Here is a 24,622-nt window from a genome sequence, read left to right on the forward strand (position 1 = left end):
CCCCACAGCACGAAGAAGTGAAGGGAATCACCATGAAGATCGCCCACTCCGCCCTCCGGCGGACCCTGACGGTCGTCGCGGCCGCAGCACTCGCCGCGGGCTCGCTCGCCGCCTGCTCGTCCGGCGGCACCACCGGCGGCGGCACGACCGCCTCCGGCACCGCGGCCGACCTCGACGCCGCGCTCGAGACCGGCGGCAAGATCACCTACTGGAGCTGGACCCCCAGCGCCGAGGCCCAGGTCGCCGCGTTCGAGAAGGCCTACCCGAAGGTCGACGTCGAGCTGGTCAACGCCGGCACGAACAAGGACGAGTACACCAAGCTCGAGAACGCGATCAAGGCCGGCTCGGGCGCCCCCGACGTCGTCCAGATCGAGTACTACGCCATGCCGCAGTTCGCACTGTCGGACTCGCTGCTCGACCTCTCCCAGTACGGCATGGGCGACCTCGAGGACAAGTTCTCGGCGTCCACCTGGGGCAGCGTCAACATCGACGGCAAGCTCGTCGGCCTCCCGCAGGACTCGGGCCCCATGGCGATGTTCTACAACAAGAAGGTCTTCGACCAGTACGGCATCGCCGTGCCGACCACCTGGGACGAGTACATCGCCGCGGCGAAGTCGCTCCAGGCGGCCGACCCGTCGAAGTTCATCACCGCCGACACCGGCGACGCCGGCTTCGCGACCAGCATGATCTGGCAGGCGGGCGGCGAGCCCTTCACGACCGACGGCACGAACGTCACCGTGAACCTCAAGGACGAGGGCACCGAGAAGTGGACCGGCGTCTGGAACCAGCTCGTCGAGGGCGGCCTCCTCTCCGACACCCCCGCGTGGGGCGACGAGTGGTACAAGGGCCTCGGCGACGGCTCGATCGCCTCGCTGATCACCGGCGCCTGGATGCCCGGCGTGCTCGAGTCCAGCGTCCCCGACGCCTCCGGTGACTGGGCCGTCGCGCCCATCCCGACCTACGACGGCACCGCCGTCAGCGCCGAGAACGGCGGCGGCGGCCAGTCCGTCACCAAGCAGAGCGAGAACCCGGCGCTGGCCGCCGCATTCCTGCGCTGGCTGAACAGCGACGAGGCCTCGGTCGACGTCTTCCTCGAGAGCGGCGGATTCCCGTCGACCTCGGCCGACCTCAGCAGCCCGGACTTCACCGGCGCCGAGTCCGAGTACTTCGGCGGCCAGAAGATCAACGAGGTGCTGACCCAGGCCTCGACGGACGTCCGTCCCGGCTGGTCGTACCTGCCCTTCCAGGTCTACGCGAACAGCGTCTTCGGCGACACCGTCGGCCAGGCGTACGCCAACAAGTCGAGCCTCGACGACGGCATCGCCGCCTGGCAGAGCAAGCTCGTCGAGTACGGCAACGCTCAGGGCTTCACCGTCTCCGAGTAGCACTGTTCTCAAGTAGCACTGGCGGCGTTCGAGGCCGGTCGGATCGCTCCGGCCGGCCTCGACCCGTCTCACGATCCTGAGGGGGATCCCGCATGACCACCGCTCCCGACTCCGCCGCGCCGGCCGCCGCGCCGACCGGCGCGCACCAGAGCCGCTTCGCCATCGGCGCAACCGACTTCGAGCTCGACGGCAGGCCGCACCGCATCCTGTCGGGAGCGCTGCACTACTTCCGGATCCACCCGGACCTCTGGGCCGACCGGATCCGCAAGGCCCGCCTGATGGGCCTGAACACCATCGAGACCTACGTCGCCTGGAACGCGCACGAGCCGCAGCGCGGCGCCTGGCGCGAGGACGCCGGACTCGACCTCGGCCGCTTCCTCGACCTGGTCGCCGCCGAGGGCCTGCACGCGATCGTGCGCCCCGGCCCCTACATCTGCGCGGAGTGGGACAACGGCGGCCTGCCCGCCTGGCTCCTCCGCGACCCCGAGGTGGGCGTGCGCCGCTCCGAGCCGCACTACCTCGCGGCGGTGAGCGACTACCTCCGCCGGATCTCCGCGATCGTGGCGCCGCGCCAGATCGACCGCGGCGGGCCCGTCGTGCTCGTGCAGATCGAGAACGAGTACGGCGCGTACGGCTCCGACAAGGAGTACCTCGCCGAGCTGGTCCGGGTCACCCGCGACAGCGGCATCACGGTGCCGCTCACCACGATCGACCAGCCGACCCCGCAGATGCTCGCCGACGGCAGCCTGCCCGGCCTGCACCTGACCGGCTCGTTCGGCTCGCGGACGGCCGAGCGCCTCGCGACGCTGCGCGAGTTCCAGCCGACCGGCCCGCTGATGTGCATGGAGTTCTGGTGCGGCTGGTTCGACGACTGGGGCACCCAGCACCACACCACGGACGCGGCGGCGTCGGCGAGCGAGCTCGACGCGCTGCTCGCGGTCGGCGGCTCGGTCAACATCTACATGTTCCACGGCGGCACCAACTTCGGCCTGACCAGCGGCGCGAACGACAAGGGCCGCTACGCCGCGATCACCACGAGCTACGACTACGACGCCCCGCTGAACGAGAGCGGCGACCCGACGGCCAAGTACTGGGCGTTCCGCGAGGTCATCGCGCGCTACGCGCCGGTGCCGGAGGAGGTGCCCGCGGTCTCCCCGCCGGCGCCGGTGCTCACCGCGCCGCTCGTGCCGGGCCCCGCGCTGCTCGGACTCGACGCGGTCTTCGGGCCGGCGACGCGCCTGGAGTCGATGGCGAGCTTCGACGACCTCGGGCTGGCCGGCGGGTTCGCGCTGTTCACGACGACGCTGGCGGCGGGCGACGCTCCCGCCCGGCTCGTCGTCGGCGAGGAGGTGCGCGATCGCGCCTGGGTCCTGCTCGACGGCGTCCCGGTCGGCGTGCTCGCGCGTGACGACCACGAGCGGGCGATCACCCTGCCCCGCGGCACGGGCGAGCTGGCGGTCCTGGTCGAGGACCAGGGCCGGGTGAACTACGGCGAGCGGATCGGCGAGCACAAGGGGCTGATCGGCGGCGTGCGGCTCGACGGCGCGGAGCTGGGCGGCTGGGTCGCCCGGCCGCTCGCGCTGGAGTGCCTGCCCGAGTGCGGCCGGGTGCCCGGCAGCGGGTCGTTCGCGGCCGGGCCGGGGCTCGCCTCCGGCGCCTTCGAGCTCGACGCGCAGGCCGACCTGCACCTCGACACGCTGCACTGGGGCAAGGGCCTGGTCTGGGTGAACGGCTTCCTGCTCGGCCGCTACTGGCGGCGCGGGCCGCAGCGCACGCTGATCGTGCCGTCGCCGGTCACCCGGGTGGGGCGCAACGAAGTGGTCGTGCTGGAGTTCGAGTCGATCGCGGAGCCGGAGATCCGGCTGCTCGCGCACGCGGACCTGGGACACACGGAGATCTAGCGGCGGGGCGGTGTCCGAGGCCTCTGCTAGCCTCGGGCCGCCTCCGCCCGGACGCACGGCGGAGCAGAGGGGGAACCACCATGACGCACACCACCGCCGCCCGAGCCGGAGTCGCCCGAGCCGGACTCGCCCTCACGGGCGCTCTGCTGCTCGCGCTGACCGGCTGCACCGCCGCCGCCGAGCCCGAGCCGACCGCCGAGGCGCTGCCGCAGCACACCGACGCCGAGCTCGCGACGATCTTCGACGACATCCAGTTCGTGCCTGCGGAGTTCACCAGCACCGAGGAGATGCTCGGCTCGGTCTACCCGGGGCTCACCGCAACGGACGCCTCCTGCCTCGCGCCGTTCGGCGTCGGCTGGGACGCGGACGACACGCTCACCGACGCGGGCCTCGCCTACGGGACGAGCGCCGACCGCTCGATGACCTCGGTCGTCGCGAGTACCGGCGACGCGGACACCGCCTCCGCCCTCGTCGCCTCCGCCGAGGACGCGCTCGAGCGCTGCGCCGACGGCTCCGAGCTGTTCGCCCTGCAGGGCACCCCCGTGCAGACCACCGTCGAGCAGACCGAGCCCACGATCACCGGCACCGACGAGGCCGTCGGCTGGACCGTCACCGGCGACGTCGGCGGCGCCCCCTTCACCCTCGTCGGCATCACCACCCGCGTCGGCGGCGACGTCGTCGCCCTCGTCGGCTGGGACCCGTCGACCAACACCTCCTACGTCCACCAGGCCACCCAGCTCTTCGTCGACGCCCTCTAGCAGCGCGGCTCAGTGGCGAGGGAGAGCGCTCGGGCGCTGCAGAACATCAGCTGAGAAGGGGTGGCCTCCGCTGTCAGGGGAGGGACCCTGCTCTCAGCTGATGTTGTGCACACCCACTGCTGGTCGAGCAGCGCGCAGCGCGTATCGAGACCCGCCGCCTCAGCTCAGCCAGGAGAGCCGGCCGCCGTGCGGCGCCGCGAAGGCGAGCGGCACCCCGTCCGCCGCGAGCAGGAACGGCGTGCGCTCGGGCGCTGTCAGCGAGGCGGTCCGCTCCCGGAGCGACGGCAGCAGCGCCTCCGCCTCGAGCGTCACCAGGCTCGCGCCCGACTCGGCGACCGCCGCCAGCACCCGCTCCCGCGCGGCCCACGGCAGGTACACCAGCGTCCCGAGCGACACCACGACCGCGCGCAGCCCGCGCGGCGCCGCGGCGAGCACCTCCGGCAGCGCCTCCGCCGCGTCGCCCGCGACGATCGCGGGCGGGTCCTCCCGCAGCGTCGCCACGGCGGCCCGGAGCCGCTCGGTGCGCTCCGGCCGGTCCGGCGGCAGCAGCGCCTCCAGCCAGGCGCGGTCCTCGGCGGAGCCGACGTCGAGCGGACGCAGGTCCAGCCCGCGCCGCCACGCCACGACGGGGAGCCGCGAGGGCGCCGCTCCCCCGGTCACCGCGCACTCGAGCACCGGCTCGCCCCGCCCCAGCCGAGTCGTCCCCTCCGCCCCCGTGAACACGTACGAGTACCGCTCCGGCGCCAGGCACAGCCCGGCCGAGGCGCCGATCTCGATCAGCGCGACCGGCTCTCCCGGCTCCGTGATCCGCTCCAGCGCCCCGACCAGCGGGGCGCAGCGCAGCGCCTCGTTCGTCTGGGTGAGCCGCTCCGCCGCCACCGGCGCGACCCGCGGCCACTCCCGCCGCAGCCACTCCGCGAAGGCCGCGCCGTCCACCGCCGGCGCCCCGAGCAGCCGCGCCACCGAGAACAGCAGCGACGGCTGCCGGTGGGCGGGCGGCAGCTCGTCGATCAGCGCCAGCAGCGCCCCGTCACCGGCGACGGCGAGCGCCCACTCGACCTGCAGCTCGGAGGTCTGCGCCAGCTCGACGGCGGCGCGGCGGTAGCGGTCGGCGGTCGGCTCCATGCCTCCATCCTCCGCGATGCCCCGCGAACGGGATGCCCTCAGCACGCCCCCGCGCCGCTACGGTGAGCGGACATCCACCCCTCCGAGAGGACCCCGCCGTGCTCGACGCCGTCATCACCCTCGCCCAGACGTCCCTGCTCAGCCAGAACGACGTCCCCACCGGCCTCAACGCCGCGACCTCGGTCGGCAGCTTCTTCGGCGGCCTGATCGGCTACGTCATCGCCGTCGTCGCACTCTGGCCCGTCTTCACCAAGGCGGGCCGCCCGGGCTGGGGGGCGCTCATCCCCATCTACAACACCTACCTGCTGACCAAGATCGCCGGCTACCACGGAGCGACGGTGCTGCTCTTCCTCATCCCGTTCGTCAACGTGATCTGGGCGATCTTCATCGCCCTCGGCGTCGGCCGGGCGTTCGGCAAGGGCGCGCTGTTCAGCATCGTGCTGCTCTGGCTGCTCGCGATCATCGGCTACCTGGTCGTGGGCTACGGCTCCTCGCGCTACATCGGCGACGGCGGGAACCCGGCCCGCCGCCCGCGCTGACCTCAGCGCTCGAGGTGCGGCGGGTGGTCGCCGTGCCGGTGCACGATCCGCCAGCCCTGCCCGTCGATGCGGCGGTAGACGTGGGTGACCCGGATGATCAGCGGAGCCGTCTCGCGCCCGTCGATCCGCGTCGCGCCGATCTCGCGGCCGACCGTGTAGGCCAGGTCGCCGGCGACGTGGATCAGGTCGTAGTGCGGCGTCAGCCCGCCGCCGGCGAAGCGGCCCGCGACCCAGCCGAGCGTCTCGTCGATCGCTGCGCGGCCCCGCTCGATCGTGCCGAACGCGCCGTAGAGCGTCGAGTCCGCGGTGTCGGCCCAGCAGCGGCGGTACGGCTCCGCGTCGCCCGCGGCCATCGCGGCGAGCGCCTCGCCGACGGCCGCGAGGGCGAGCACGAAGTCGGGCGGCAGCTCGGTGACGGCGGCGGCGCCGAGGGCGGAGGAGACGGCGGCGTCCATGCGCGGGACTCTACTCCCGAGGTCACCCGCACCGTCGGCGGGTCGGCACTGCCGATCCCGATCCCTGTCGGTGGTCGCCGGTAGAACGGACGCATGTCCGGCATCCGTCAGCGCACCCTCCTCGACGTGCGGCGCATCTACGCCGAGCCGGCCGCGCTCGAGCTGCCCCGCGGGCAGGAGATCGTCGAGCGCTGGCCCGCGGCCGAGATCGTGCCGGTCGACTCGCACTGGAACATCCCGGAGGTGCACGGCGACGAGGCGAACGTCGCGCGCTGGGTGCGGATCAAGACGGAGGCGCTCGTCGTGGGCGTGAAGAAGTCGCTGGTCACCCGCCCCAACGGCCGCTCCGCCGACTTCATCGCCCCCTCCTCCGCCAACGGCTGCGCGATGGCCTGCGTCTACTGCTACGTGCCGCGGCGGAAGGGCTACAGCAACCCGATCACGGTCTTCGCGAACATCGAGCAGATCCAGCGGCACCTCGCCCGCCACATCGCGAAGCAGGGCGTGAAGGCCGAGGCGAACCAGTGCGACCCCGAGGCCTGGGTCTACGACATCGGCGAGAACAGCGACTGCTCGGTGGACGCGCTGCTGAGTGACAACGTCCGCGACCTCTGCGACCTGTTCCGGATGTCGCCGACCGCCAAGGCGTCGTTCGCCACCAAGTACGTCAACCGCGAGCTGCTCGAGTGGGACCCGCTCGGCCGCACCCGCCTCCGCTTCTCGCTGATGCCCGCCGAGACGGCGAAGGTCACCGACGTGCGCACGTCGCCGATGGCCGAGCGGATCGCCGCGATCAACGACTTCGTCGACGCCGGCTACGAGGTGCACGTCAACTTCTCGCCGGTGATCCTCACCGAGACCTGGCAGCGCGACTGGACCGAGCTCTTCGAGCAGCTCGACGCGGCCCTGCACCCGCGGGCGAAGGCGCAGCTCGCCGCCGAGGTGATCCTGCTCACCCACAACGCGGGCCTGCACGAGGTCAACCTCGGCTGGCATCCGAAGGCCGAGGACCTGCTCTGGGCGCCCCGGATGCAGGAGTCGAAGGTCTCCGAGAACGGCGCCGTCAACATCCGCTACCGCCGCGACCTCAAGCGCGCCGCCCTCGACCGCTTCCTCGCCCTCCTCGCCGAGCACCTGCCCTACTGCCGCGTCCGCTACGCGTTCTGATCGAGGGTCCGGAGGAGGAGCGACGCCCCTGCGGCCGCATCGGCGCGCAGCCGCTCCTCCGGCTCCTCATCGCCGGCCTCCTGCATCTGCGTCGCGAAGTGCCCCGCCCACGGGCCCTGCGGATCGAGCAGCATCGACACCGCGGCGCGGGCGACGGCAGCAGGGGGCCGTCGATGGCTCACCACCGGAATGCCTGCGATCGCCCGTGCCGCTTCCCGAGCCCCGCCGGGGTTGTAGAGCAGTACGAACATCAGGTCGTAGGCGTCCTTCGGTGCGGCACGCGCCGCCAGGGCTGCGCATTTCGCAGTGAGGTACCCGCCGAGAACCGCGTCCCACTGCCACCCCGCCGCCCCTCTCCGGGCCCGGAAGCCGGACGTCCGCAGCACCCGATCCAGCCAGCCGAAGTCGAGCTCCTCGCGGTCGTAGACGGAGCCGAGCTCGAAGAGGAGATCGACATCGGTGGTCCCCAGGTGAGCGGCGGGCGCCGAGGGGGCGAGGAAGTCCGGGTTCAGCCCGCCGATGACGACGAAGCCCTGCGCGTAGGCTCCGGCGAGCAGCGCGAAACGGACCAGCGCGTCCTCCGCTCGCGCGCGCGCCGCCCTCGTCCTCGCCTCAGAAGCCGATGACCCTCTCCCTCAAGAACTCCGCCGCGTCGGCGCTCCGGCCCCCCGCCCGCAGGAGATCGGCGTAGACGCGAACCGGCGACGCGACCGTCACACCCTGCACGGACGAGGCCGAGGCCAGGATCTGAGGGGGCGAGGCAAGGAGGTGGATCCGACCGCCGGTCTCGACCTCGACCGCGCCCCCCTCGCCGCTCAGATCCTGGCAGGCCCGGTCGAAGTCCTCTGCCGTGACGCGGATCAACAGGTCGGGGACCCTGGTGAGGAAGGGTGCGAGCCGATCCGCCGCAGCGCTGCCGGAGGCGCACCAGGCGGTGGTCACGGTGCGCTCGACCAGGTCGAGGGAGTCCGCGACGTCTCGCCAGGGGACGTGGAACTGGCGCGACTCGTCCGCTCCCGCCGCTCGAGCCGAGTGCCCGGCCCAGTCGCTCAGCAGCCTGCCGGGGTCGCGGAACTCCCGGCCGGCCGTCCTCCCGCGCTCCGGACCCACCTTCGCGGTATAGCCCTCCGCGTCGAGAGCGGCGAGCGCCTTGGAGGTCTGCTGATAGGAGAAGCCCGTGGCGGAGACCAGCTCGGCAGCCCGCGCCGCGGAACCACCCGGCCCTCCCCCACCGCGGACGAGAGCGGCGAGCGCGGCCTCCGCTGTAGCGAGCCTCGCGGCGCTCCACGCCCCGACGCGCGGGGGCCTGCGGCGCTCGGGCGGCAGCCGCACGATCAGGAGATCGGGATCGATCCGGATCACGGCGCTCCCCGACTCGTCAGCCCACGATGCGCCCTGCTCATGCAGGAGTGCGCGTGCGCCGGGCGACATCCCGCGGGCGAGGAAGACGGGCACGTCGTTGCGCCCTCCCGGCAGGTCGCGCTCGCGCGCCCGGCGCACGTCGGCAGGCAGTCCCTCGCCGATCCACACCGGAACCAGCGACCATCGCGCCGGCCGACCGACGACGACCCTGCCCGCGTCCACCCGCGGTGACGCCTCCTCGGGCAGGGCGCTGCGCAGGAGCTCCAGCAGCGACTTCTCTCGTCTCACCACGGTTTTCATCCTACTTGGAGAAAATCCTTTTTTCTCGAAAATAATCGAGTTCAGGCTTCGGGGGAGAGAAGTGCGGTCTGAGTGCGTCGGGGCGCCCGGCATCGCATTCCTGGGAGTCCGCCCGCCGTGCCGCGGCACCGCTTCGCAAAGCGGATAGCGGCCCCCGTTCCAAGGCCGCTCCCCGTACCTTCGGAGAACGGTCGTTCCTGCGACCACTCGCTCGACTCCCCCCTCCGCCCGGCACCCGGCAGAGGGAGTCGCCGCCAGGGCCCTTCGAGCCCGGCGGTGGGTCGGCCCCCTCCGACCCGCACGACGTCCCGGCACTCAGCCGGTTCCTCCCTCGCACGAGTCGCGGCCGACACCGCGACGCCTCACACAGAACGGCGGCTCCGCACATGGGCGCTCTCCTCTACGGCACTCCGGCCACCTCCCACGAGATCGACGACCGCGCGCTCGCGCACCTGCAGATCGTGATGATCAACAAGTTCCGCCGCAACGAGGCCTTCGCCTTCCAGCTGGACGCCTCGAGTGCGCACGGCACCGGCCGCCAGACGCTCTGGCTGCACCCGACCATCCCGCTGCAGTTCTCCTTCCACGGCAGCCGCGTCCCGGCCATCAACGCCGCCTGGGTGCGCGCGCTGATGGAGGAGGCCAACAGCGGCCGCGGGCTGCGCATCGTGCCCGAGCCGGCGCAGCAGCCGGACTCCGCCGTCGCCACCGCCGCGGCCTGATCCCGCCACGCAGCCGGGGGGCGGGGAGACGATGATGCACGGCACCGAGCACTGGGCCCCCGACTTCCTCCGGCTCGCCGGGCCGGCGCACCGCGACGCGGACTTCGCCTGCTCGACGACGCTCGACGGCGTCACCGGCTCGCTCTGCGTCACCGAGGGACTGCTGGTCCTGGGCGGCACGCAGCCGACCGTCCGGCTGCGGGCGCTCGACATCCGCTCCTGGTGGGACACCCCGACCGGCGGCACCTTCTCGCTCGCCGTCGAATCCGGCGCCCGGCACTCGGTGGTGCTGCTCTCGCAGTTCCGCGGCGCCACGGTGGTCGCCATGACGCAGGCCTTCGGGCCGCGGAAGCGCCGCGCCGCCGCCTAGGTCGTCGCCGCAGGCTGTATCCGCCCAGCGAACTTCCGCGCCGCTGCTCTCGACCTCGATGCGCACGCATGCGACGCTGGTCGCGATGGACGACTCGAACGGCGAGGTCATCCGCTCCGACATCGGCGGGCGGGACTTCGAGCAGGCACGCGCACTGCTCGAGTCGGTGTACAACGGGCACCGATTCTCGGTGGAGCCGGGCGAGGACTTCTCCTACCGCTACACCTCGGTCGGCGACAGCGACGTCACGCTCCGCGGCAGCCAGTTCGCCGGCTCGATCGAGGGGCGCATCCAGACCGACGGCGAGTACGTCGTCTCCTGGCTCACCGCGGGCGAGGGCGTCACCGACCTCGACCACGCGCCGATGCGCCAGATCTACGGCCGCCCCGCGATCTTCGTCACCGGCCGGCCGAACGCCTTCGAGTTCCACGACTACCGGCAGAACCTCATCCACTTCGACGGCGGCTACCTCGAGGGCGTCGCCCGGGAGGTGGAGGGCACGGCGGGCGGACCGCTGCTGTTCGACACCACCGCGCGCCCCGAGGGCGAGGCGCTGCGCCGCTGGTCGGCCACGGTCGCCGCGGTCGCCCGGGTGATCTACGACGTCGACAGCTCCGCGCTCCTGCGCCAGGAGGCCGACCGCGCCGTCGCCGTGGCGCTGCTCGAGACGTTCCCGCACGAGTCGCTCGAGGCGCCGACCGACCTCGCCGTGCCGCGCAGCGGGCGCCTGCGCACCGCGATCGAGTTCATGTACGCGCACGCGCACGAGCCGATCCGCACCGAGACGATCGCCGAGGCCTGCGGCGTGGGCCTGCGCACTCTGCAGTCGGAGTTCCGCCGCGAGTTCGGCTTCACCGCCGTCGACTACCTGCGCCGCATCCGGCTCGACGCCGTGCGCAAGGAGCTGCGCGCCAAGGCCTCGGGCGAGGTCAGCGTGACCGAGGTGGCGCGCCGCTGGGGCTTCGCCCACCTCGGCCGCTTCTCGGCGTCGTACGCGCACCGCTTCGGCGAGCGGCCGAGCACGACGCTCGAGAAGTGACGCGCGCCCGAGTGACGCGCGCCCGAGTGACCGGCGCCTAGAAGAAGTCCCCGCCGCTGTCGTGGTCCTCGCTCGCGCGGGCCTCCGTGGTGGGCCGGGCCGGCAGCAGCCGCCGCGTCTTGTCGCGCATGGACTCGACCGCCTCGTCGTCGTCGAGGTCGATCCCGCGGTCGAGTGCCGGGCTGGTGAAGAGCTGGCTGGCGGGCCCGAGCAGCAGGCGGGTCTCGCCGCGCAGCCCCTCGTCGGAGAGCCCCGGGACGACGACGAGGTCGGACTTCCCGACGTTCGCCAGGGCCTGGGCGTACTCGACGACCGCGGTGCACACCGCGTCCCCCAGCAGCACGAATCCGCTCGCGTAGTACAGCTTCTGCATCGTCTTCCCCTCTCGCGCGCACGACCGCGCCGAGATTCGACGCTAGAACGCGGCGCTGAGAGCTCCCACCCCCTTGACGGAGGGCGCGAGAGCTCCGCTACTCCTCCGCGCCGCCGACGGGCGTGCGGTTGAGCGTGTAGGCCTGCTCGCTGCCGGCCACGCCGGCGACGATCACCGTGATCGGCGCCGTGTAGGTGCCGAGCGGCCAGGTCAGCAGCAGATCGGCGGTCTGCTCCTGGGTGCGGCCGTCGACCGGGACCCAGGCGATGGTCTTGCGGTACGAGCCGTCGGCGAGGTCCCGGTTGGTGCGCAGCAGGAGCGTCTGCGACCCGTCGGAGCCGACGCTCGAGGAGACGACCGAGAAGTTGGGGCCGTCGGCGGCGGTGATGCGCAGCGGAGTCGCACGCGAGTCGCCGGAGCCGGAGCGGGTCATCCGCGGCGCGACGGTCAGGGTGACGAGCTCGCCGGCGGTGAGCTGCCCGGTGATCGCGATGGCGAGCGGGCGGTTCACGTTGATCTGCTCCTCGCGGAAGCTCTCGGCGGTGAAGGAGGTGTACTCGACCGAGCGGACCGACGGCGCGGGCGGCGGGGTGGTCGAGGCCGCGGCGAGCGGGGCGGCGGCGGCGACCGCGACGATCGGGACGCTCCAGGCGGCGGCGGTCGTGATCGTGCGGCGGCCGAGGGTGTGGGATGCGGTGGTGCGGGATGCAGTGGTGCGGCGGGAGGGGGCGGTGGTCATGTCGTCTCCAGACGTCGGCGCGGTGCGTCCCCCTTCCGGGGACACGCGCCCACGCTAACCGACACCTGACGGCCAGCCGAGTCCCTGCGAGCCCTCTCAGCCCGGATGCCACCCCTACGGGGGAGGTGGCGCCCGGGAGCCCCGCCGGCAGCGCTACTGCTCCGCTGCGCGCGCCACCGCCTCCAGCCGGGCGACGTGCTCCGGCCACCACTCGGCGGGGACCGGCGGCAGGTTGTCGCCCGGCGTGCGCAGCCCGACGCGGCCGTCGATCAGCTCGCGCACGATGTCGGCGTGCCCCGCGTGCCGGTGGGTCTCGGCGGTGAGGTGCACGAGGATCCGGTGCAGCGTCACGTCCCGGTTCGTCCACCACGGCACGACGCCCGGAGCGGTGAGGTCCAGCGCGGCGACCGTCGCGTCGGAGTGCGCCCAGACCCGGCGGTACTGCTCCACCACCTGCTCGCGGGACTCGTCCGCCGTCGCCCACATGTCGGAATTCGGCTCGGACTCGTCCTCCATCCAGGGCATCGGCTCGGGGAACGGCCGTCCGAAGACGGCGCCGAGGTAGCCGGCCTCCGTCCCCGAGACGTGCTTCACCAGGCCGAGCAGGTTGGTGCCGGTGGGCACCAGCGGCCGGCGGAGGTCGTACTCGCCCAGGCCGTCGAGCTTCTGCAGGAGGGCGTCGCGGCCCTCCTGCAGATAGCGGAGGAGAGTCTGCTTCTGATGGGCGCTGCTCGGATCGATGGCGCTCTGATCACTGCTCATCCCCCCAGCCTGGCCCGGGCCTCAGAGCACCGCCACCCGAGCGTCCTCGCGCACGACCTCGGTCAGCACGGTGCGCCGGGTCTCGGCGCCGACGGGCGACACCTCACCGGTCAGCACGACCTCGGCGGTCGCCTCCCTCGTGGCGCAGTCCGGCCCGACCCAGAGCTCGACGAGCCCCGGCTCGACCGAGCGGACGCCGCGGCGGTCGGTGAAGGCCAGCCGCGCGGAGGGGACGTCGAAGCGCACCAGCGCCTCCTCCCCCGCGGCGAGCTCGACCCGCGCGTAGCCGAGCAGCTGCGCGACCGGGCGGGTCACCGAGGCGACCACGTCGCGCGCGTAGAGCTGCACGACGTCGACGCCGTCGCGCTCCCCCGTGTTGCGCACTCGCACGGTCGCGGTGAAGGCGCCGTCGGTCGGTGCCTCCGCCGCTCCGGGATCCGCCGACTCCAGCGCCAGCTCGGACCGGCTGAACGCCGTGTAGCTCAGCCCGTGCCCGAACGGCAGCACGGGCGTGCTGTCGGCGCTGGTCACGTCGGAGGGCCCGCCGAGGATCGGGTGCAGGTACGAGAACGGCTGCGCCCCGGCCGAGCGCGGCAGCGAGACCGGCAGCCGGCCGGACGGCGCGACGCGGCCCGAGAGGACGCCCGCGATCGCGCCGGCCCCCTCCTCCCCGGGGAAGAACGCCTGCAGCACCGCCGCGGGCGCGGAGTCGCCGCGGATCGCCCAGTCGATCGCGTAGGGGCGGCCGGTGAGCAGCACCAGGGCGACCGGCGTGCCGGTGGCGACGACCGCCTCGACCAGCTCGCGCTGACGGCCGGGGAGCTCGAGGCTCTCGACGTCGTTGCCCTCGCCGACGGTGCCGCGACCGAAGAGCCCGGCCCGGTCGCCGACGACGACCACGGCCACCTCGGCGCCGCGGGCGGCCTCGACGGCCTCGGCGATCCCGGCGGCGTCGGCGGAGGAGTCGTCGCCCTCCACCGAGCAGCCCTCGGCGAGGAGCAGTTCGCTGCCGGAGAATTCGGCGGCGAGCGCCTCCCGCACCGTGCGGATCTCGAAGCCGAGCGGCACGCCCTCGTGGTGCGCCAGCACGTGGTTGGCGAAGGAGTAGCAGCCCATCAGGGCGGGCGCGCTGTCGGCGTTCGGGCCGATCAGGGCGATCCGGCGCGGCTGGGCGAGCGGCAGTCGCCCGTCGTTCGTCAGCAGCACGAGCGACTCCTCGGCCAGGCGGCGGGCGAGGTCGCGGTGCGCGGGCGAGTCGAGGTCGATCGACTCGGGCGCGTCGTCGAAGCGGGCGTCGAGCAGGCCGAGCCGCTCCTTCTGGGCGAGCACCCGCAGCAGCGCGCGGTCGACGATCGCCTCGTCGGCGCCGCCGGAGCGGATCCGCTCGGCGAGCGGCGCGAGGAAGGCGTCGCCGGTCGGCAGCTCGACGTCGATGCCGGCTTCGAGCGCCAGCTGCGCGGCCTCGCCGAGGTCGGCGGCGACGGCGTGCATCAGGTGAAGGAAGGCGACCGCGAAGTAGTCCGCCACCACCACGCCGTCGAACCCCCAGCGCTCGCGGAGCACTCCGGTGAGGTAGGCCGGCGTCGCGCCGACCGGGTCGCCGTCGATCTCCGCGTAGGAGTTCATCACCGAGCGGGCGCCGCCGTCGCGGATCGCCATCTCGAACGGCGGGAGCAGCACGTCCGCGATCTCGCGCGGTCCGGCGTGCACCGGCGCGTGGTTGCGGCCGCCGCGCGAGGCGGAGTAGCCGATGAAGTGCTTGAGCGTCGCATCGACGCCCGCCGACTGCAGCCCGCGCACGTAGGCGGTGCCGATCGTGCCGACCACGTACGGGTCCTCGGCGATGCACTCGTCCACCCGGCCCCAGCGGGGGTCGCGGATCACGTCGAGCACGGGGGCGAGGCCCTGGTGGATGCCGAGCTCGCGCATCGAGCCGCCGATGGCCGCGGCCATCTCCTCGACCAGCTCCGGGTCGAACGAGGCGCCCCAGGCCAGCGGCGTCGGGAAGGTCGCCGCCTTCCACGCCGCCAGGCCGGTCAGGCACTCCTCGTGCACGATCGCCGGGATGCCCAGCCGGGTCTCCTCGACCAGCCGGCGCTGCTCGGCCCACAGCCACTGCGCGCGCTCGACCGGGTCGACCGGGCGGGTGCCGTAGACGCGGGTGAGCTGGCCGATGCCCTCGCGGGTCGCGTCGGCGTAGCCGGTGGAGGTGGCCATCTCGCCGGCCAGCGGCGCGACGACCTCGCCGCCCTGGTCGACCCAGTAGCCGACCAGCTGGGTCAGCTTCTCCTCCAGCGTCATCCGGCCGATCAGGTCGGCGACGCGCGCGGAGGGGGCCTGTGTCTCGGTGGTCGGGCTGTCAGTCATGGGGGTCATCCCTTCACCGCTCCGGTGAGTCCGCCGACGATGCGGCGCTCGAAGACGCTGAAAAAGATCAGCGCCGGGATCATCGACAGCGACACGAAGGCGAGCACCTTCGCCGTGTCGACGGAGTACTGCGACGAGAAGGCCTGCACGCCCAGCGGCAGGGTGAAGCTCGACTCGTCGCTGAGGATGAACAGCGGCAGCAGGTAGCTGTTCCAGCTCGCGATGAAGGCGAGGATGCCCGTCGTGATCACACCCGGCATCGCCAGGCGGACGACCATCCGCCAGAAGAACCCGATCCGGCTGCAGCCGTCGATGAAGGCCGCCTCCTGGATCTCGTCGGGGATCGCCCGCAGGAACGGCACCAGGATGATGATCGTCGTCGGCAGGCCGAACGCGATCTGCGGGAGCACGACGCCGGCGAGCGAGTTCATCAGGCCGAGGCTCTTGATCACCAGGTAGAGCGGGGTGATCGCGACGGTCATCGGGAACATCAGTCCGGCCGCGAAGAGCGCGTAGAACACGCCGCGACCGCTGAAGCTGTAGCGGGCGAGCACGTAGCTCGCCATCAGCCCCAGCACGACGACGCCGAGCGTGGTCGCTCCGGCCGCGATGGCGGAGTTGCCGACCTCGCGCCAGAAGATGCCGCCGGTGATCACGTCGAGGTAGTTCTGCACGTTCCACGGCGCGGGGAAGCCCGAGGGGTCGGTGGTGATCTGCGCGTTCGTGCGGAACCCGCCGATGATGATGTACGCCACCGGCGCGAGCATCAGGGCGATCACGACGATCGCGACGACGTAGGCGATGATCGTGCCGCGCCCCAGCGGGCGGCGGCGGGGCTTGGGCGGCCGCGGCGAGAGCGGCGTGGTCGCGGTGGGCGGCTTCGTGCCCGGGGGCACTGCTGTCAGGGTCGCCATCTCTTGGCTCCGGCCTTCCTCGTGTCTCCCGTGAGGGCGCCTTCGGTGTCCCGCCGCAGCACGAAGCGCTGGTAGAGCAGCGCGACGATCAGCGAGACGAGGAACAGGACCACGGCGACCGCGTTGCCGTAGCCGTAGTTGCCGGCGTTGCGGCCGTTGGTGACGAGGTACGTCGCCATGGTCGAGGTGCCGGCGGTCGAGGACACGTACTGCCCCCAGATGATGTAGACGAGGTCGAACAGCTGCAGCGCGCCGATGATCGACAGGAACGCCCAGATCCGCAGCGTCGGCGCGAGCAGCGGCAGGGTGATCCGCCGCTGCACCTGCCAGTAGGACGCGCCGTCGATCGACGCGGCCTCGGACAGCTCCTCCGGGATGCCCTGGAGGCCGGCGAGGAAGAGGATCACGGCGAAGCCGATGTACTTCCACGTGATGATCAGCATCAGGGTCCAGAGGGCGATCGCCGGGTCCGAGAGCCAGTCCTGCTTGAGCGCGCCGAGCCCGACCTTCTCCAGGAAGCCGTTGACGGCGCCGCTGGTCTGGAGCATCAGGCTCCAGCCGGTGCCGACGACGACCTCGGAGATCACGTAGGGCACGAAGATCAGCACGCGGATGATCGACTGCCCGCGCAGCTTGCGGTTGAGCAGCAGCGCGATCAGGATCGCGGCCGGCCCCTGCAGGACGAGCGAGAGCACCACGATCGTGCCGTTGTGGCTGAGCGCCTCGTGGAAGGTCGGGTCCTGCAAGATCGTCAGGTAGTTCTTGAACCCGACGAAGTCGGTCGGGACGCCGTAGCCCTGCCAGCTGAAGAAGCCGTAGTAGGCCGCCATCACGACCGGGAAGATCACGAAGGCGAGGAAGACGATCAGCGCCGGGCCAACGAGGATCGCGACCTCGAGGCGGCCCGACCAGCCCAATCCTCGAGGGCGCAGGCCCCGGCGGCGTCGCTTCGCCGCCGGGGCCTCGGGGCGCGCGTCCTCGCGGAGCGCAGTGGTCGTCACGGTCAGGCCTTGGCCGCGGCGGCGTCGACGGCCTCGACGAGCTGCTCCGGGTCGCTCTTGCCGGCGAGCAGGTCGACGACGGCGACGTTCAGCGCGTTGCCGACGTTCTGGCCGTAGACGGTGTCGAGCCACTGCGAGACGTAGGGCGCCGAGTTGTACGCGGCGAGGATGTCCTTCAGGTACGGCTCGGTGACGGCCTCCTGCGCGACGGTGTTCACCGGCGGCGCGTTGAAGGCGGCGTAGTACTCCTTCTGCACGTCGGAGGTGGCGAGGTAGTTCAGGAAGTCGACGCACTCGTCGGGCGCTGCGGTGGAGCAGGAGTAGCCGTCGACGCCGCCCATGATCGAGCCGGGCGCGCCGGCGCCGCCGTCCACCTCGGGGAAGGGGAACCAGCCGAGGTCGGGCAGGGGCTTCTCGTCGGGGGTGAGCGAGGCGATGACGCCGGGGTTCCAGGCGCCCATCAGCTCCATGCCGGCCTGGTGGTTGGCCAGGAGTCCGGCCGAGGATCCGGCGCCCTGCTGGGCGGCGGTGGTGAGGAAGCCCTCGTTGAACGGCTCGGTGCCGGCGAAGGACTGCAGGTCCTCGCCCGCCTTCAGCCAGCAGTCGTCCGAGAAGTCCTTGGAGTCGGCCGCCTCGGCCATGGTGTCCGCGCTGCACTCGCGCAGGGCGAAGAAGTAGAACCAGTGCGCGGCGGGCCAGGCGTCCTTCGCGCCGAGCGCGATCGGCTGCGCTCCGGCGCTCTTGAGCGCGGTGACCGCGGAGTCGAGCTCGTCGAGGGTCTTCGGCGTCTCGGTGATGCCGGCCTCGGTGAAGAGGTCCTGGCTGTAGAAGAGGCCGCCGGGGAGCACGGCCACGGGCATCGCCCAGACCTTGTCGTCGAGCGTGTTCGCCAGGAACGAGCCCTCGGGGATCTCGCTGCGCGCCTGGTCCGAGATGCCGCCGGTGAGGTCCTTGACCAGGCCGCCGGCGACCATCGCGGCGAGCTTGCCGCCGCCGCGCTGGAGGAAGATGTCCGGGGCGTCGCCCGAGTTGAGCGCCGTCTGCAGCTTGCCGTCCAGGTCCTCGTTCTGGATGGCCTGCGACTCGATGGTGACGCCCGGGTTGGCGGCCTCGAAGTCGGCGATCGTCTTCTCCCAGAACTCCTGGCCGGGACCGGTGGTGGAGTTCTGCCACAGGGTCATCGCGACGGTGCCGTCGGAGGATCCCGCGTCCTCGGCGGAGCAGCCGCTGAGGGCCGCCGCCGCGCCGAGCAGGGCCACGGTGGCCACCGCCGTCTTCCTGAATGCTGTTCTCGTGAACTTCATCGTTCGAACCGTTCTCTTCGCTGAGAGGCGCCGCCAGGGAGAGCGGCGCCGGGGTGCGCCCGTCCAGGACGGGCCCGATCAGTCTCAGAGCGGCCGAAAGGATCGGCAAACGTTTTCGAAACCATTTTCGAAGCGCCGGGTCAAGGATCCGGATCGCGCTCTCATCGGCGCGCTTCCGGGGTCTAGGGTCGACCGCATGTCCCTCCGCCCGACCATCCACGACGTCGCCGCCGCCGCCGGCGTCTCGGTCGCGACCGTGTCGAAGGCGATGAACGGCCGCTACGGCATCGCGCCCGCGACGGCGAACCGCGTGCTCGAGATCGTGCGCGAGCTCGGCTACGAGTCGAGCCTGGTCGCCAGCAGCATGCGCTCGCGGCGCACCGGGGTGATCGGCGTGCTGGTCGCCGGCTTCGAGCCGTTCAGCGCGGAGATCCTCAAGGGCGTCGGCTCGGTGCTGCGCCGGTCGCGCTTCGACCTGCTCGCCTACAGCGGCTCGCACGAGGGCGAGCAGGAGGGCTGGGAGCGGCGCTCGCTCAGCCGGCTCAGCGGCACCCTGATCGACGGCGCGATCGTGGTGACGCCCTCGGTGGTCAGCACGCCGTCGGACATCCCGCTGGTCGCCGTCGACCCGCACACCGGCCGCGCCGACGTGCCGACCGTCGAGTCCGACAGCTTCGGCGGCGCCCTCCAGGCCGTGCGCCACCTCGTCGCCCTCGGCCACCGGCGCATCGGCTTCGTCGCCGGCCGCGTCGACCTCCGCTCCGCCCGGCTGCGCGAGGCCGGCTACCGCGCCGGGCTCTCGGAGGCGGGGATCGCGTTCGACGAGCGGCTGCTCCGGGTGGGCAGCTACCACCACGACACGGCGCGGCTGCCGGCCTCGACGATGCTCTCGCTGGCCGACCGGCCGACCGCCGTCTTCGCCGCGAACGACGTCTCGGCCCTCGCGATCATCGAGACGGCCGCGCACCTCGGGCTCGACGTGCCGCGGGACCTCTCGGTGGTCGGCTTCGACGACGTGCCCGAGGCGGCCCGCTTCGATCCGCCGCTGACCACGATCCGGCAGCCGATGCAGACGCTCGGCGCGACGGCCGCCGAGATGCTGATCACGCTGATGGCGGGCGGCACCCCCGCCTCGCTGCACGTGCAGCTGCCGACCCAGCTGGTGCGGCGCGCGACGACCGCGCCGCCCTCGATGCGGAGGACACCCTGATGCCGGACGCGCTGACACCGGGCGACCTGACACCGGACGACCTGACACCGGGCGAGGACGGGGCCGAGCCCCGCGACGCGCACGACGAGCTCTTCGACGCGCTGGTGTTCGTCGACCTCCCCGTGCTCGACGCACTGCTCGACACCCGCTTCGTGATCGAGCACCCGACCGGGCTCGTGCAGTCGAAGCTCGACTGGATGGACGACATCGCCGAGGGCCTGAAGGAGTACCACGCCATCGACCACGTCGAGAGCGCGGTCTCCGGCACGGCCGCGCACCCGGTGCTCGTCTCGCGCACCCTGACCGAGGCGACGATCGGCTCGCTGCACGCCACCTGGCGCCTGCAGCTCACCAGCCGCCTGGTGCCGGTCGGCGACGAGTGGGTGATCACCCGGACGACCGTCAGCACGTGGTGAGCAGGCAGGCGTGGCGAGCGCTCGATCCGACCGTCGTCAGGCCTGCAGGATCACCGCGCCGTAGTGCGTGCCCGCGCCGGTGCCGACCAGCAGCACCGACTCGCCCTCCTGCACGCGGGCGCGGTGCAGCGCGAGCGGGATCGCCGCGCCGATCGTGTTGCCGACCTCGGGGAGGGTGATCACCATCCGCTCGCGGCCCCAGAGTCGGGCCATGCCGTCGAGGCCGGCCTTGCTGGTCTGGTGCGGCACGACGCGGCCGATGCCCGGCAGGCCGGTGCCGAGACCGGGCCGCACCCGCTCGAGGAAGGCCGGGAAGTGCCGGAGCGCGTCCACGAGCAGCGCGCCGCCGTGCATGTCGAAGCGGAAGTCTCCGAGCCGCCCCGGGGCGTCCTCGATCCGGATGCGCGAGCCGAAGCCGCGGATCTCGGCGTGCCGGACGCCGCTCGGCCGGGTCTCGAAGCGCGAGGTGACGATGCCCTGGTCCGGCCGCTCGGCACGGCCGAGGACGACGGCGGCCGCCGCGTCGCCGAAGAGCAGCGCGCTCTCGGGCTGCCGGACGTCGATGCCGCGGCTGCCGCCCTCGGTCGAGACGACGAGCACCCGCTCGGCGCGGCCGGTCGCCAGCAGGAAGCCGGCCTCCTGCAGCGCGAAGAGGAACGAGAGGCAGGTCGCGTTCAGGCTGTAGGCGGAGACGTCCTCGAGGCCGAGGCCTGCGGCGATCAGCGCCCCGCCGTCGGGGATCGCCTGCAGCTGGGTCCCGGAGGCGTTCAGCACCACGTCGACGTCGCGCGCGTCGATCCCCGCCGCGTCCAGCGCCCGCCGGGCGGCGAGCAGGCCGAGCTCCAGCGGATCCTCGTCGTCGGCGAGCCAGTGCCGGGTCAGCACTCCGGAGCGGCGCGCCGCCTCCTCCGCGTCGATGCCGCAGAGCGCGGCGACCTCGGCGGTCGGCACGACGCGCGACGGCAGGGCCTCGCCGGTGCCGAGGACACGGACGGGCAGCAGGAGCGGGAGCGCGTCGGCCACGGTCCTGTATAGCGCCGATGAGCCCGCGCCCGCTCGCGCTAGGCTCCGGCGGGACGGAAGGGGGGTCCGGCGTGACCGAGTCGACGAGTGGCGCGTTCTGGGTGGTCGTGCCCTTTTACGACGAGGAGAAGCTGCTCGGCGGCGCCCTCGACGCCCTCGCCGCGCAGACCGACCCCGGCTTCACCCTGCTGCTCGTCGACAACGGCAGCACCGATCGCTCCCGCGCGGTGATCGACGCGTTCCGGGCCCGGCGGCCCGACCGCCCGGTCCTCGTGATCGACGAGCCGCAGAAGGGCACCGGAGCCGCCTCGGACACCGGCTTCCGCCACGCCGTCGCGCACGGCGCCGCGACGGTCGCGCGAACCGACGCGGACTGCCTGCCCGCCCCGGACTGGGTGGCGCGCCTGAAGGCCGACGTCGCCGACGGGGTCCGCTTCATCGGCGGGAGGCTCGTGCCCCGCACCGACGAGCCGGTCTACCGCTGGTACGACGGCGTGATCGGCACCGCGATGATCCGCCTGATGGAGCACGCCCCCGGAGTCTTCTACCGCCGGCCCGGCCAGCGCTACCGGATGTTCATGGCGGCCGGCTCGAACCTCGCGATCGACGCCGCGCTCTACCTCGAGGTCGGCGGCTTCCCGCGCTCGAGCATCGACGACACCGACGAGGACCTGGAGCTGCACCTGAAGGTCTGCCGGGTGATCCCGCGGGCGCAGGCACGGCTCGACCGGAAGGCCGTGGTGCGGATGTCGATCCGGAAGGGCAAGGCGCTCGGCTACCTCGGGATCCTGCTCTGGTACTGGGGCCGGAAGCGCTGGGGCCGCGCGGGCGTCGCGGAGGTCGTCGATGTCCGCTGACGCGCGGGAGTCCGCTGACGCCCGGGAGTCCGCTGAGCAGCCCGGGCCCCGCCGGGTCCTGATCACCGGGGCCACCGGCTTCCTCGGCGGCCACGCGGTCGCCGAGTTCCTGGCCGCGGGCGACGAGGTGATCGCGACCGGCCGGAACGCCGACGCGCTCGCCCGCCTGCGCGCGACGGGCGCCGAGACGATCGCGGCCGACCTCGCCGAGCTCGCGACGCGCGACGTCCGCGCCGACGTGTTCGTGCACGCCGCCGCCCTCTCCAGCCCCTGGGGCCGCTGGCGCGAGTTCCACGCGGCGAACGTCGCGGGCACCGCGGCGATGATCGACCTCGCCGAGCGCTGCGGGATCCGCCGCCTCGTCTTCGTCTCCTCGCCGAGCATCTACTCGGCCCGGCGCCACCGGCTCGGCATCCGCGAGGAGGACGTCGACCCCCGCAGCCGGATGAGCCTCTACATCCGCAGCAAGATCGCCGCCGAGCGGCTGCTGCAGGAGGCGCACGCCGCCGGGCGGATCCCGGAGCTGGTGATCCTGCGCCCGCGCGGACTGATCGGCGTCGGCGACCCGAGCCTCATCCCCCGCTTCGTCGCCGCGAGCCGGCGCCGCGGCGTCCCGCTCTTCGACGGCGGCCGGAACCCGGTCGACATCACCTGCGTCGAGAACGCGGCCCTCGCGCTCCGCCTCGCCGCGGACGCCCCGGTGGCGACCGGCGGCGTCTACAACATCACCAACGGCGAGCCGGCCCCGCTCGGCGAGCTGCTCGACCGCTTCTTCGCCGCGATGGGCGAGGAGCCGCGCTACCTGACGGTGGACCTGCGGGTGCTCAGCGCGCTCGCGGCCGTCCTCGAGCGGGTGTACGCGGTGCTCCCCGGCGGCGCGGAGCCGCCGTTCACCCGCTACACGGTCGCCACCCTCGCCTACGCGCAGACCCTCGACATCTCTCGGGCGCGCGCCGAGCTCGGCTACGCACCGCGGGTGCCGCTCGCGGAGGGCCTGCGGAGGGTCGGCGAGCACTACCGGAGCGCGCATGAGTGAGCACGGGCCGGCCCTCCAGGTCTTCGCCTGCGGCGAGACGAGCTTCCCGCTCTCCCGCGTCTTCCGCGGCGGGAGCCCCGCGCGCCGCACCTTCCCCTCCGCCGCCTACCTCTACACGCACCCGAGCGGCCGGCGCGTGCTCTTCGACACCGGCTACCCGCCGACCCTGCGCGGAACGGGCGCCGTCGGCGCGCTCTACCGGCGGATCCTGCCGGCCCGCGTCGGCGCCGAGGAGACGATCGACCGGCGGCTCGCGGCCGTCGGCCTCGCGCCGTCCGACATCGACACGGTCGTGCTCTCGCACCTGCACCCCGACCACGTCGGGGGCCTGCGCTGGTTCCCGGACGCGACGCTCGTGCTCTCGCGCGGCCAGCTCGAGACGATCGAGCGGAGCCGGATCACCGACGGCGTCTTCGCGGCGCTGATCCCGACCCGGGTGGACACGGCGACCCTCGTCGACGACCAGCCGGTGGCGACCACTCCCAGCGGCGTCGCCGGCTACGACCTCTTCGGCGACGGCCGCTTCGTGATCCCCCCGCTGCCCGGGCACGCGAGCGGCCACCTCGGCGCGCTGGTCGAGGGCCGCGTGCTGCTGGCCGGCGACGCGGCCTGGGGCCGCGAGTTCCTGACCTGGTCGGACCGGTTGCGCTTCCTCCCCCGGCTGATCAGCCACGACGCGGAGGCGCACCACCGCACGTCACTCGAGCTGGAGCGCCTCGAGGCGGCGGGGATCACGCTGTGCTTCAGCCACGACCCCTACCCGGAGCGCGTGCTGCTGGCCTGAGCCGGCTGCACCGGCGCGCTCAGCTCGCGAACTCCTCCGGCCGGTCGTGCTCGGCCAGCGAGAGCCGGACCCGCTCGATGTCGGCGTCCGACGGCAGCTCCGAGGTGACCGCGGCGATCGCCGTGCCGACGTCGACGCGGCTGGCCGGCAGCCCGCCCTCGGCGGCCAGGCGCGTCGCGACCTCGGCGACCTCCTCGTCGGAGAGCCGGCGGCGCAGCAGCGCGATCAGCGGCACGAAGTCCTGCTCGGGCAGCCCGGCGGGGTAGCCCGCGCGGAGCCAGCGGACGACGCGCGTGACGAGTCCGGCGCGCTCCGAGGCCGGGCGCTCCGGCTCGGCGAGCTCCTCCGGGCGGGCCAGCGGCCAGCCCGCGCTCGCGAGCCGTGCCGAGACCCGGACGAGGTCCTCGGGCAGCGCGGGGCCGAGGAGCGTCTCCTCGATGCGCTGCCGCATCCTCGCGGCGGAGAGCTCCTCGCCGGCCGCGTCGGCGCGCACCGCGTCGGACAGCAGCTGGCGGACGACCTGCTCCAGCTCGTCGCGGGTCAGGCTGCGCTGGAGGAGGCCGAGCAGCGGAACGTAGTCGGTCTCCGGCACTCCGGAGGGGTAGCCTGCGCGGAGCCAGCTGACCACCCGGGCGACGACGCCGTCCGCGGGGGCGGGAGCCGCCGCGTCGGGCGCCGCCGGGTCGGTCGCCGCCGGGTCGGTCGCCGCCATG

General features: G+C 73.1%; 26 protein-coding genes. 13 read left to right on the forward strand and 13 right to left on the reverse strand.

From position 1 onward, the window contains the following. Positions 1-32: 32 nt before the first annotated feature. From EDF43_RS02695 to EDF43_RS02705, 3 genes are all read left to right on the forward strand, one after another. Positions 33-1,385: a sugar ABC transporter substrate-binding protein gene (locus EDF43_RS02695; protein ID WP_123731698.1), complete on the forward strand. Its 1,353-nt coding sequence runs from the start codon at positions 33-35 to the stop codon at positions 1,383-1,385. 92 nt (positions 1,386-1,477) lie between these two features. Beyond that, on the forward strand, positions 1,478-3,286 hold the full coding sequence (locus tag EDF43_RS02700; protein ID WP_132435301.1) for a beta-galactosidase family protein: 1,809 nt from the start codon (positions 1,478-1,480) through the stop codon (positions 3,284-3,286). An 80-nt stretch (positions 3,287-3,366) separates the two neighbouring features. Next, positions 3,367-4,044: a hypothetical protein gene (locus EDF43_RS02705; RefSeq protein ID WP_132435303.1), complete on the forward strand. Its 678-nt coding sequence runs from the start codon at positions 3,367-3,369 to the stop codon at positions 4,042-4,044. 159 nt (positions 4,045-4,203) lie between these two features. Here EDF43_RS02705 and EDF43_RS02710 read toward each other — a convergent pair whose 3' ends face one another. Then, positions 4,204-5,169, reverse strand: coding sequence for a DUF2332 domain-containing protein (locus tag EDF43_RS02710; protein WP_132435305.1), 966 nt, complete (start codon positions 5,167-5,169; stop codon positions 4,204-4,206). A gap of 98 nt (positions 5,170-5,267) precedes the next feature. Between EDF43_RS02710 and EDF43_RS02715 the strand changes: the two genes are divergently transcribed. Next, entirely contained in the window at positions 5,268-5,708 is a 441-nt protein-coding gene (locus EDF43_RS02715) for a DUF5684 domain-containing protein (protein ID WP_207901608.1), read from the forward strand. Positions 5,709-5,710: 2 nt separating this feature from the next. Here the strand turns inward: EDF43_RS02715 and EDF43_RS02720 are convergent, their stop codons facing one another. Further along, entirely contained in the window at positions 5,711-6,163 is a 453-nt protein-coding gene (locus EDF43_RS02720) for a DUF4440 domain-containing protein (protein ID WP_132435307.1), read from the reverse strand. A gap of 93 nt (positions 6,164-6,256) precedes the next feature. Between EDF43_RS02720 and EDF43_RS02725 the strand changes: the two genes are divergently transcribed. After that, on the forward strand, positions 6,257-7,330 hold the full coding sequence (locus EDF43_RS02725; protein WP_132435309.1) for a spore photoproduct lyase family protein: 1,074 nt from the start codon (positions 6,257-6,259) through the stop codon (positions 7,328-7,330). Here EDF43_RS02725 and EDF43_RS02730 read toward each other — a convergent pair. Beyond that, complete coding sequence (locus EDF43_RS02730; RefSeq protein ID WP_132435311.1) at positions 7,318-7,716, reverse strand: hypothetical protein; 399 nt, start codon at positions 7,714-7,716, stop codon at positions 7,318-7,320. The two genes, EDF43_RS02725 and EDF43_RS02730, sit on opposite strands and share 13 nt — an antisense overlap. 226 nt (positions 7,717-7,942) lie before the next feature. After that, positions 7,943-9,085 carry a type IV toxin-antitoxin system AbiEi family antitoxin gene (locus tag EDF43_RS02735; protein ID WP_132435313.1) on the reverse strand — a complete coding sequence of 381 codons (1,143 nt, stop codon included), beginning with the start codon at positions 9,083-9,085 and terminating at the stop codon, positions 7,943-7,945. Between the two features lie 293 nt (positions 9,086-9,378). Between EDF43_RS02735 and EDF43_RS02740 the strand changes: the two genes are divergently transcribed. From EDF43_RS02740 to EDF43_RS02750, 3 genes are all read left to right on the forward strand, one after another. Then, complete coding sequence (locus EDF43_RS02740) at positions 9,379-9,714, forward strand: ATP-dependent DNA ligase (protein WP_123447516.1); 336 nt, start codon at positions 9,379-9,381, stop codon at positions 9,712-9,714. Between the two features lie 34 nt (positions 9,715-9,748). Then, entirely contained in the window at positions 9,749-10,084 is a 336-nt protein-coding gene (locus EDF43_RS02745; RefSeq protein ID WP_132435315.1) for a hypothetical protein, read from the forward strand. Positions 10,085-10,169: 85 nt separating this feature from the next. Continuing rightward, positions 10,170-11,123: an AraC family transcriptional regulator gene (locus tag EDF43_RS02750; protein WP_165908991.1), complete on the forward strand. Its 954-nt coding sequence runs from the start codon at positions 10,170-10,172 to the stop codon at positions 11,121-11,123. A 37-nt stretch (positions 11,124-11,160) separates the two neighbouring features. Here EDF43_RS02750 and EDF43_RS02755 read toward each other — a convergent pair whose 3' ends face one another. The 7 genes from EDF43_RS02755 to EDF43_RS02785 form a co-directional block, all read right to left on the reverse strand. After that, on the reverse strand, positions 11,161-11,496 hold the full coding sequence (locus EDF43_RS02755) for a hypothetical protein (protein WP_123447513.1): 336 nt from the start codon (positions 11,494-11,496) through the stop codon (positions 11,161-11,163). 97 nt (positions 11,497-11,593) lie between these two features. Further along, positions 11,594-12,235, reverse strand: coding sequence for a hypothetical protein (locus EDF43_RS02760; RefSeq protein WP_123734585.1), 642 nt, complete (start codon positions 12,233-12,235; stop codon positions 11,594-11,596). Positions 12,236-12,388: 153 nt separating this feature from the next. Beyond that, positions 12,389-12,997 carry a DinB family protein gene (locus EDF43_RS02765; protein WP_132435319.1) on the reverse strand — a complete coding sequence of 203 codons (609 nt, stop codon included), beginning with the start codon at positions 12,995-12,997 and terminating at the stop codon, positions 12,389-12,391. A 21-nt stretch (positions 12,998-13,018) separates the two neighbouring features. After that, positions 13,019-15,364 (reverse strand): glycoside hydrolase family 3 N-terminal domain-containing protein, encoded by a 2,346-nt coding sequence (locus EDF43_RS02770; RefSeq protein WP_132435321.1) that lies wholly within the window; start codon positions 15,362-15,364, stop codon positions 13,019-13,021. Between the two features lie 5 nt (positions 15,365-15,369). Further along, entirely contained in the window at positions 15,370-16,278 is a 909-nt protein-coding gene (locus EDF43_RS02775; RefSeq protein ID WP_132435323.1) for a carbohydrate ABC transporter permease, read from the reverse strand. Then, positions 16,266-17,210, reverse strand: coding sequence for a sugar ABC transporter permease (locus tag EDF43_RS02780; protein ID WP_243646220.1), 945 nt, complete (start codon positions 17,208-17,210; stop codon positions 16,266-16,268). The genes EDF43_RS02775 and EDF43_RS02780 overlap by 13 nt, the downstream gene beginning before the upstream one ends. A gap of 71 nt (positions 17,211-17,281) precedes the next feature. Continuing rightward, positions 17,282-18,583, reverse strand: a complete 1,302-nt coding sequence (locus EDF43_RS02785) for an extracellular solute-binding protein (RefSeq protein WP_132435325.1) — start codon at positions 18,581-18,583, stop codon at positions 17,282-17,284. Positions 18,584-18,779: 196 nt separating this feature from the next. Here EDF43_RS02785 and EDF43_RS02790 point away from each other — a divergent pair, with 196 nt between their 5' ends. After that, the gene (locus EDF43_RS02790) at positions 18,780-19,793 is read left to right on the forward strand and encodes a LacI family DNA-binding transcriptional regulator (RefSeq protein ID WP_123705810.1); all 1,014 of its coding nucleotides are present in this window, start codon (positions 18,780-18,782) and stop codon (positions 19,791-19,793) included. Then, complete coding sequence (locus EDF43_RS02795; RefSeq protein ID WP_132435327.1) at positions 19,793-20,209, forward strand: nuclear transport factor 2 family protein; 417 nt, start codon at positions 19,793-19,795, stop codon at positions 20,207-20,209. The genes EDF43_RS02790 and EDF43_RS02795 overlap by 1 nt, the downstream gene beginning before the upstream one ends. Before the next feature lie 36 nt (positions 20,210-20,245). Here the strand turns inward: EDF43_RS02795 and EDF43_RS02800 are convergent, their stop codons facing one another. After that, complete coding sequence (locus EDF43_RS02800; protein ID WP_132435329.1) at positions 20,246-21,232, reverse strand: ketoacyl-ACP synthase III; 987 nt, start codon at positions 21,230-21,232, stop codon at positions 20,246-20,248. A gap of 71 nt (positions 21,233-21,303) precedes the next feature. Here EDF43_RS02800 and EDF43_RS02805 point away from each other — a divergent pair, with 71 nt between their 5' ends. From EDF43_RS02805 to EDF43_RS02815, 3 genes are read left to right on the forward strand one after another with little or no spacing between them, the layout of a single operon-like run. Continuing rightward, the gene (locus EDF43_RS02805) at positions 21,304-22,089 is read left to right on the forward strand and encodes a glycosyltransferase family A protein (protein WP_165908992.1); all 786 of its coding nucleotides are present in this window, start codon (positions 21,304-21,306) and stop codon (positions 22,087-22,089) included. Beyond that, positions 22,079-23,125, forward strand: a complete 1,047-nt coding sequence (locus EDF43_RS02810) for an NAD(P)-dependent oxidoreductase (protein ID WP_132435333.1) — start codon at positions 22,079-22,081, stop codon at positions 23,123-23,125. The genes EDF43_RS02805 and EDF43_RS02810 overlap by 11 nt, the downstream gene beginning before the upstream one ends. Further along, positions 23,118-23,909, forward strand: coding sequence for an MBL fold metallo-hydrolase (locus EDF43_RS02815; RefSeq protein ID WP_132435335.1), 792 nt, complete (start codon positions 23,118-23,120; stop codon positions 23,907-23,909). Before EDF43_RS02810 ends, EDF43_RS02815 begins: the two co-directional genes overlap by 8 nt. A gap of 19 nt (positions 23,910-23,928) precedes the next feature. On the opposite strand, the gene EDF43_RS02820 is transcribed toward EDF43_RS02815, so the two are convergent. Continuing rightward, entirely contained in the window at positions 23,929-24,621 is a 693-nt protein-coding gene (locus EDF43_RS02820) for a DUF3349 domain-containing protein (protein WP_132435336.1), read from the reverse strand. Between the last annotated feature and the right edge of the window lies 1 nt (position 24,622).

Source organism: Rathayibacter sp. PhB179, from assembly GCF_004345345.1.
Taxonomy (GTDB): domain Bacteria; phylum Actinomycetota; class Actinomycetes; order Actinomycetales; family Microbacteriaceae; genus Rathayibacter; species Rathayibacter festucae.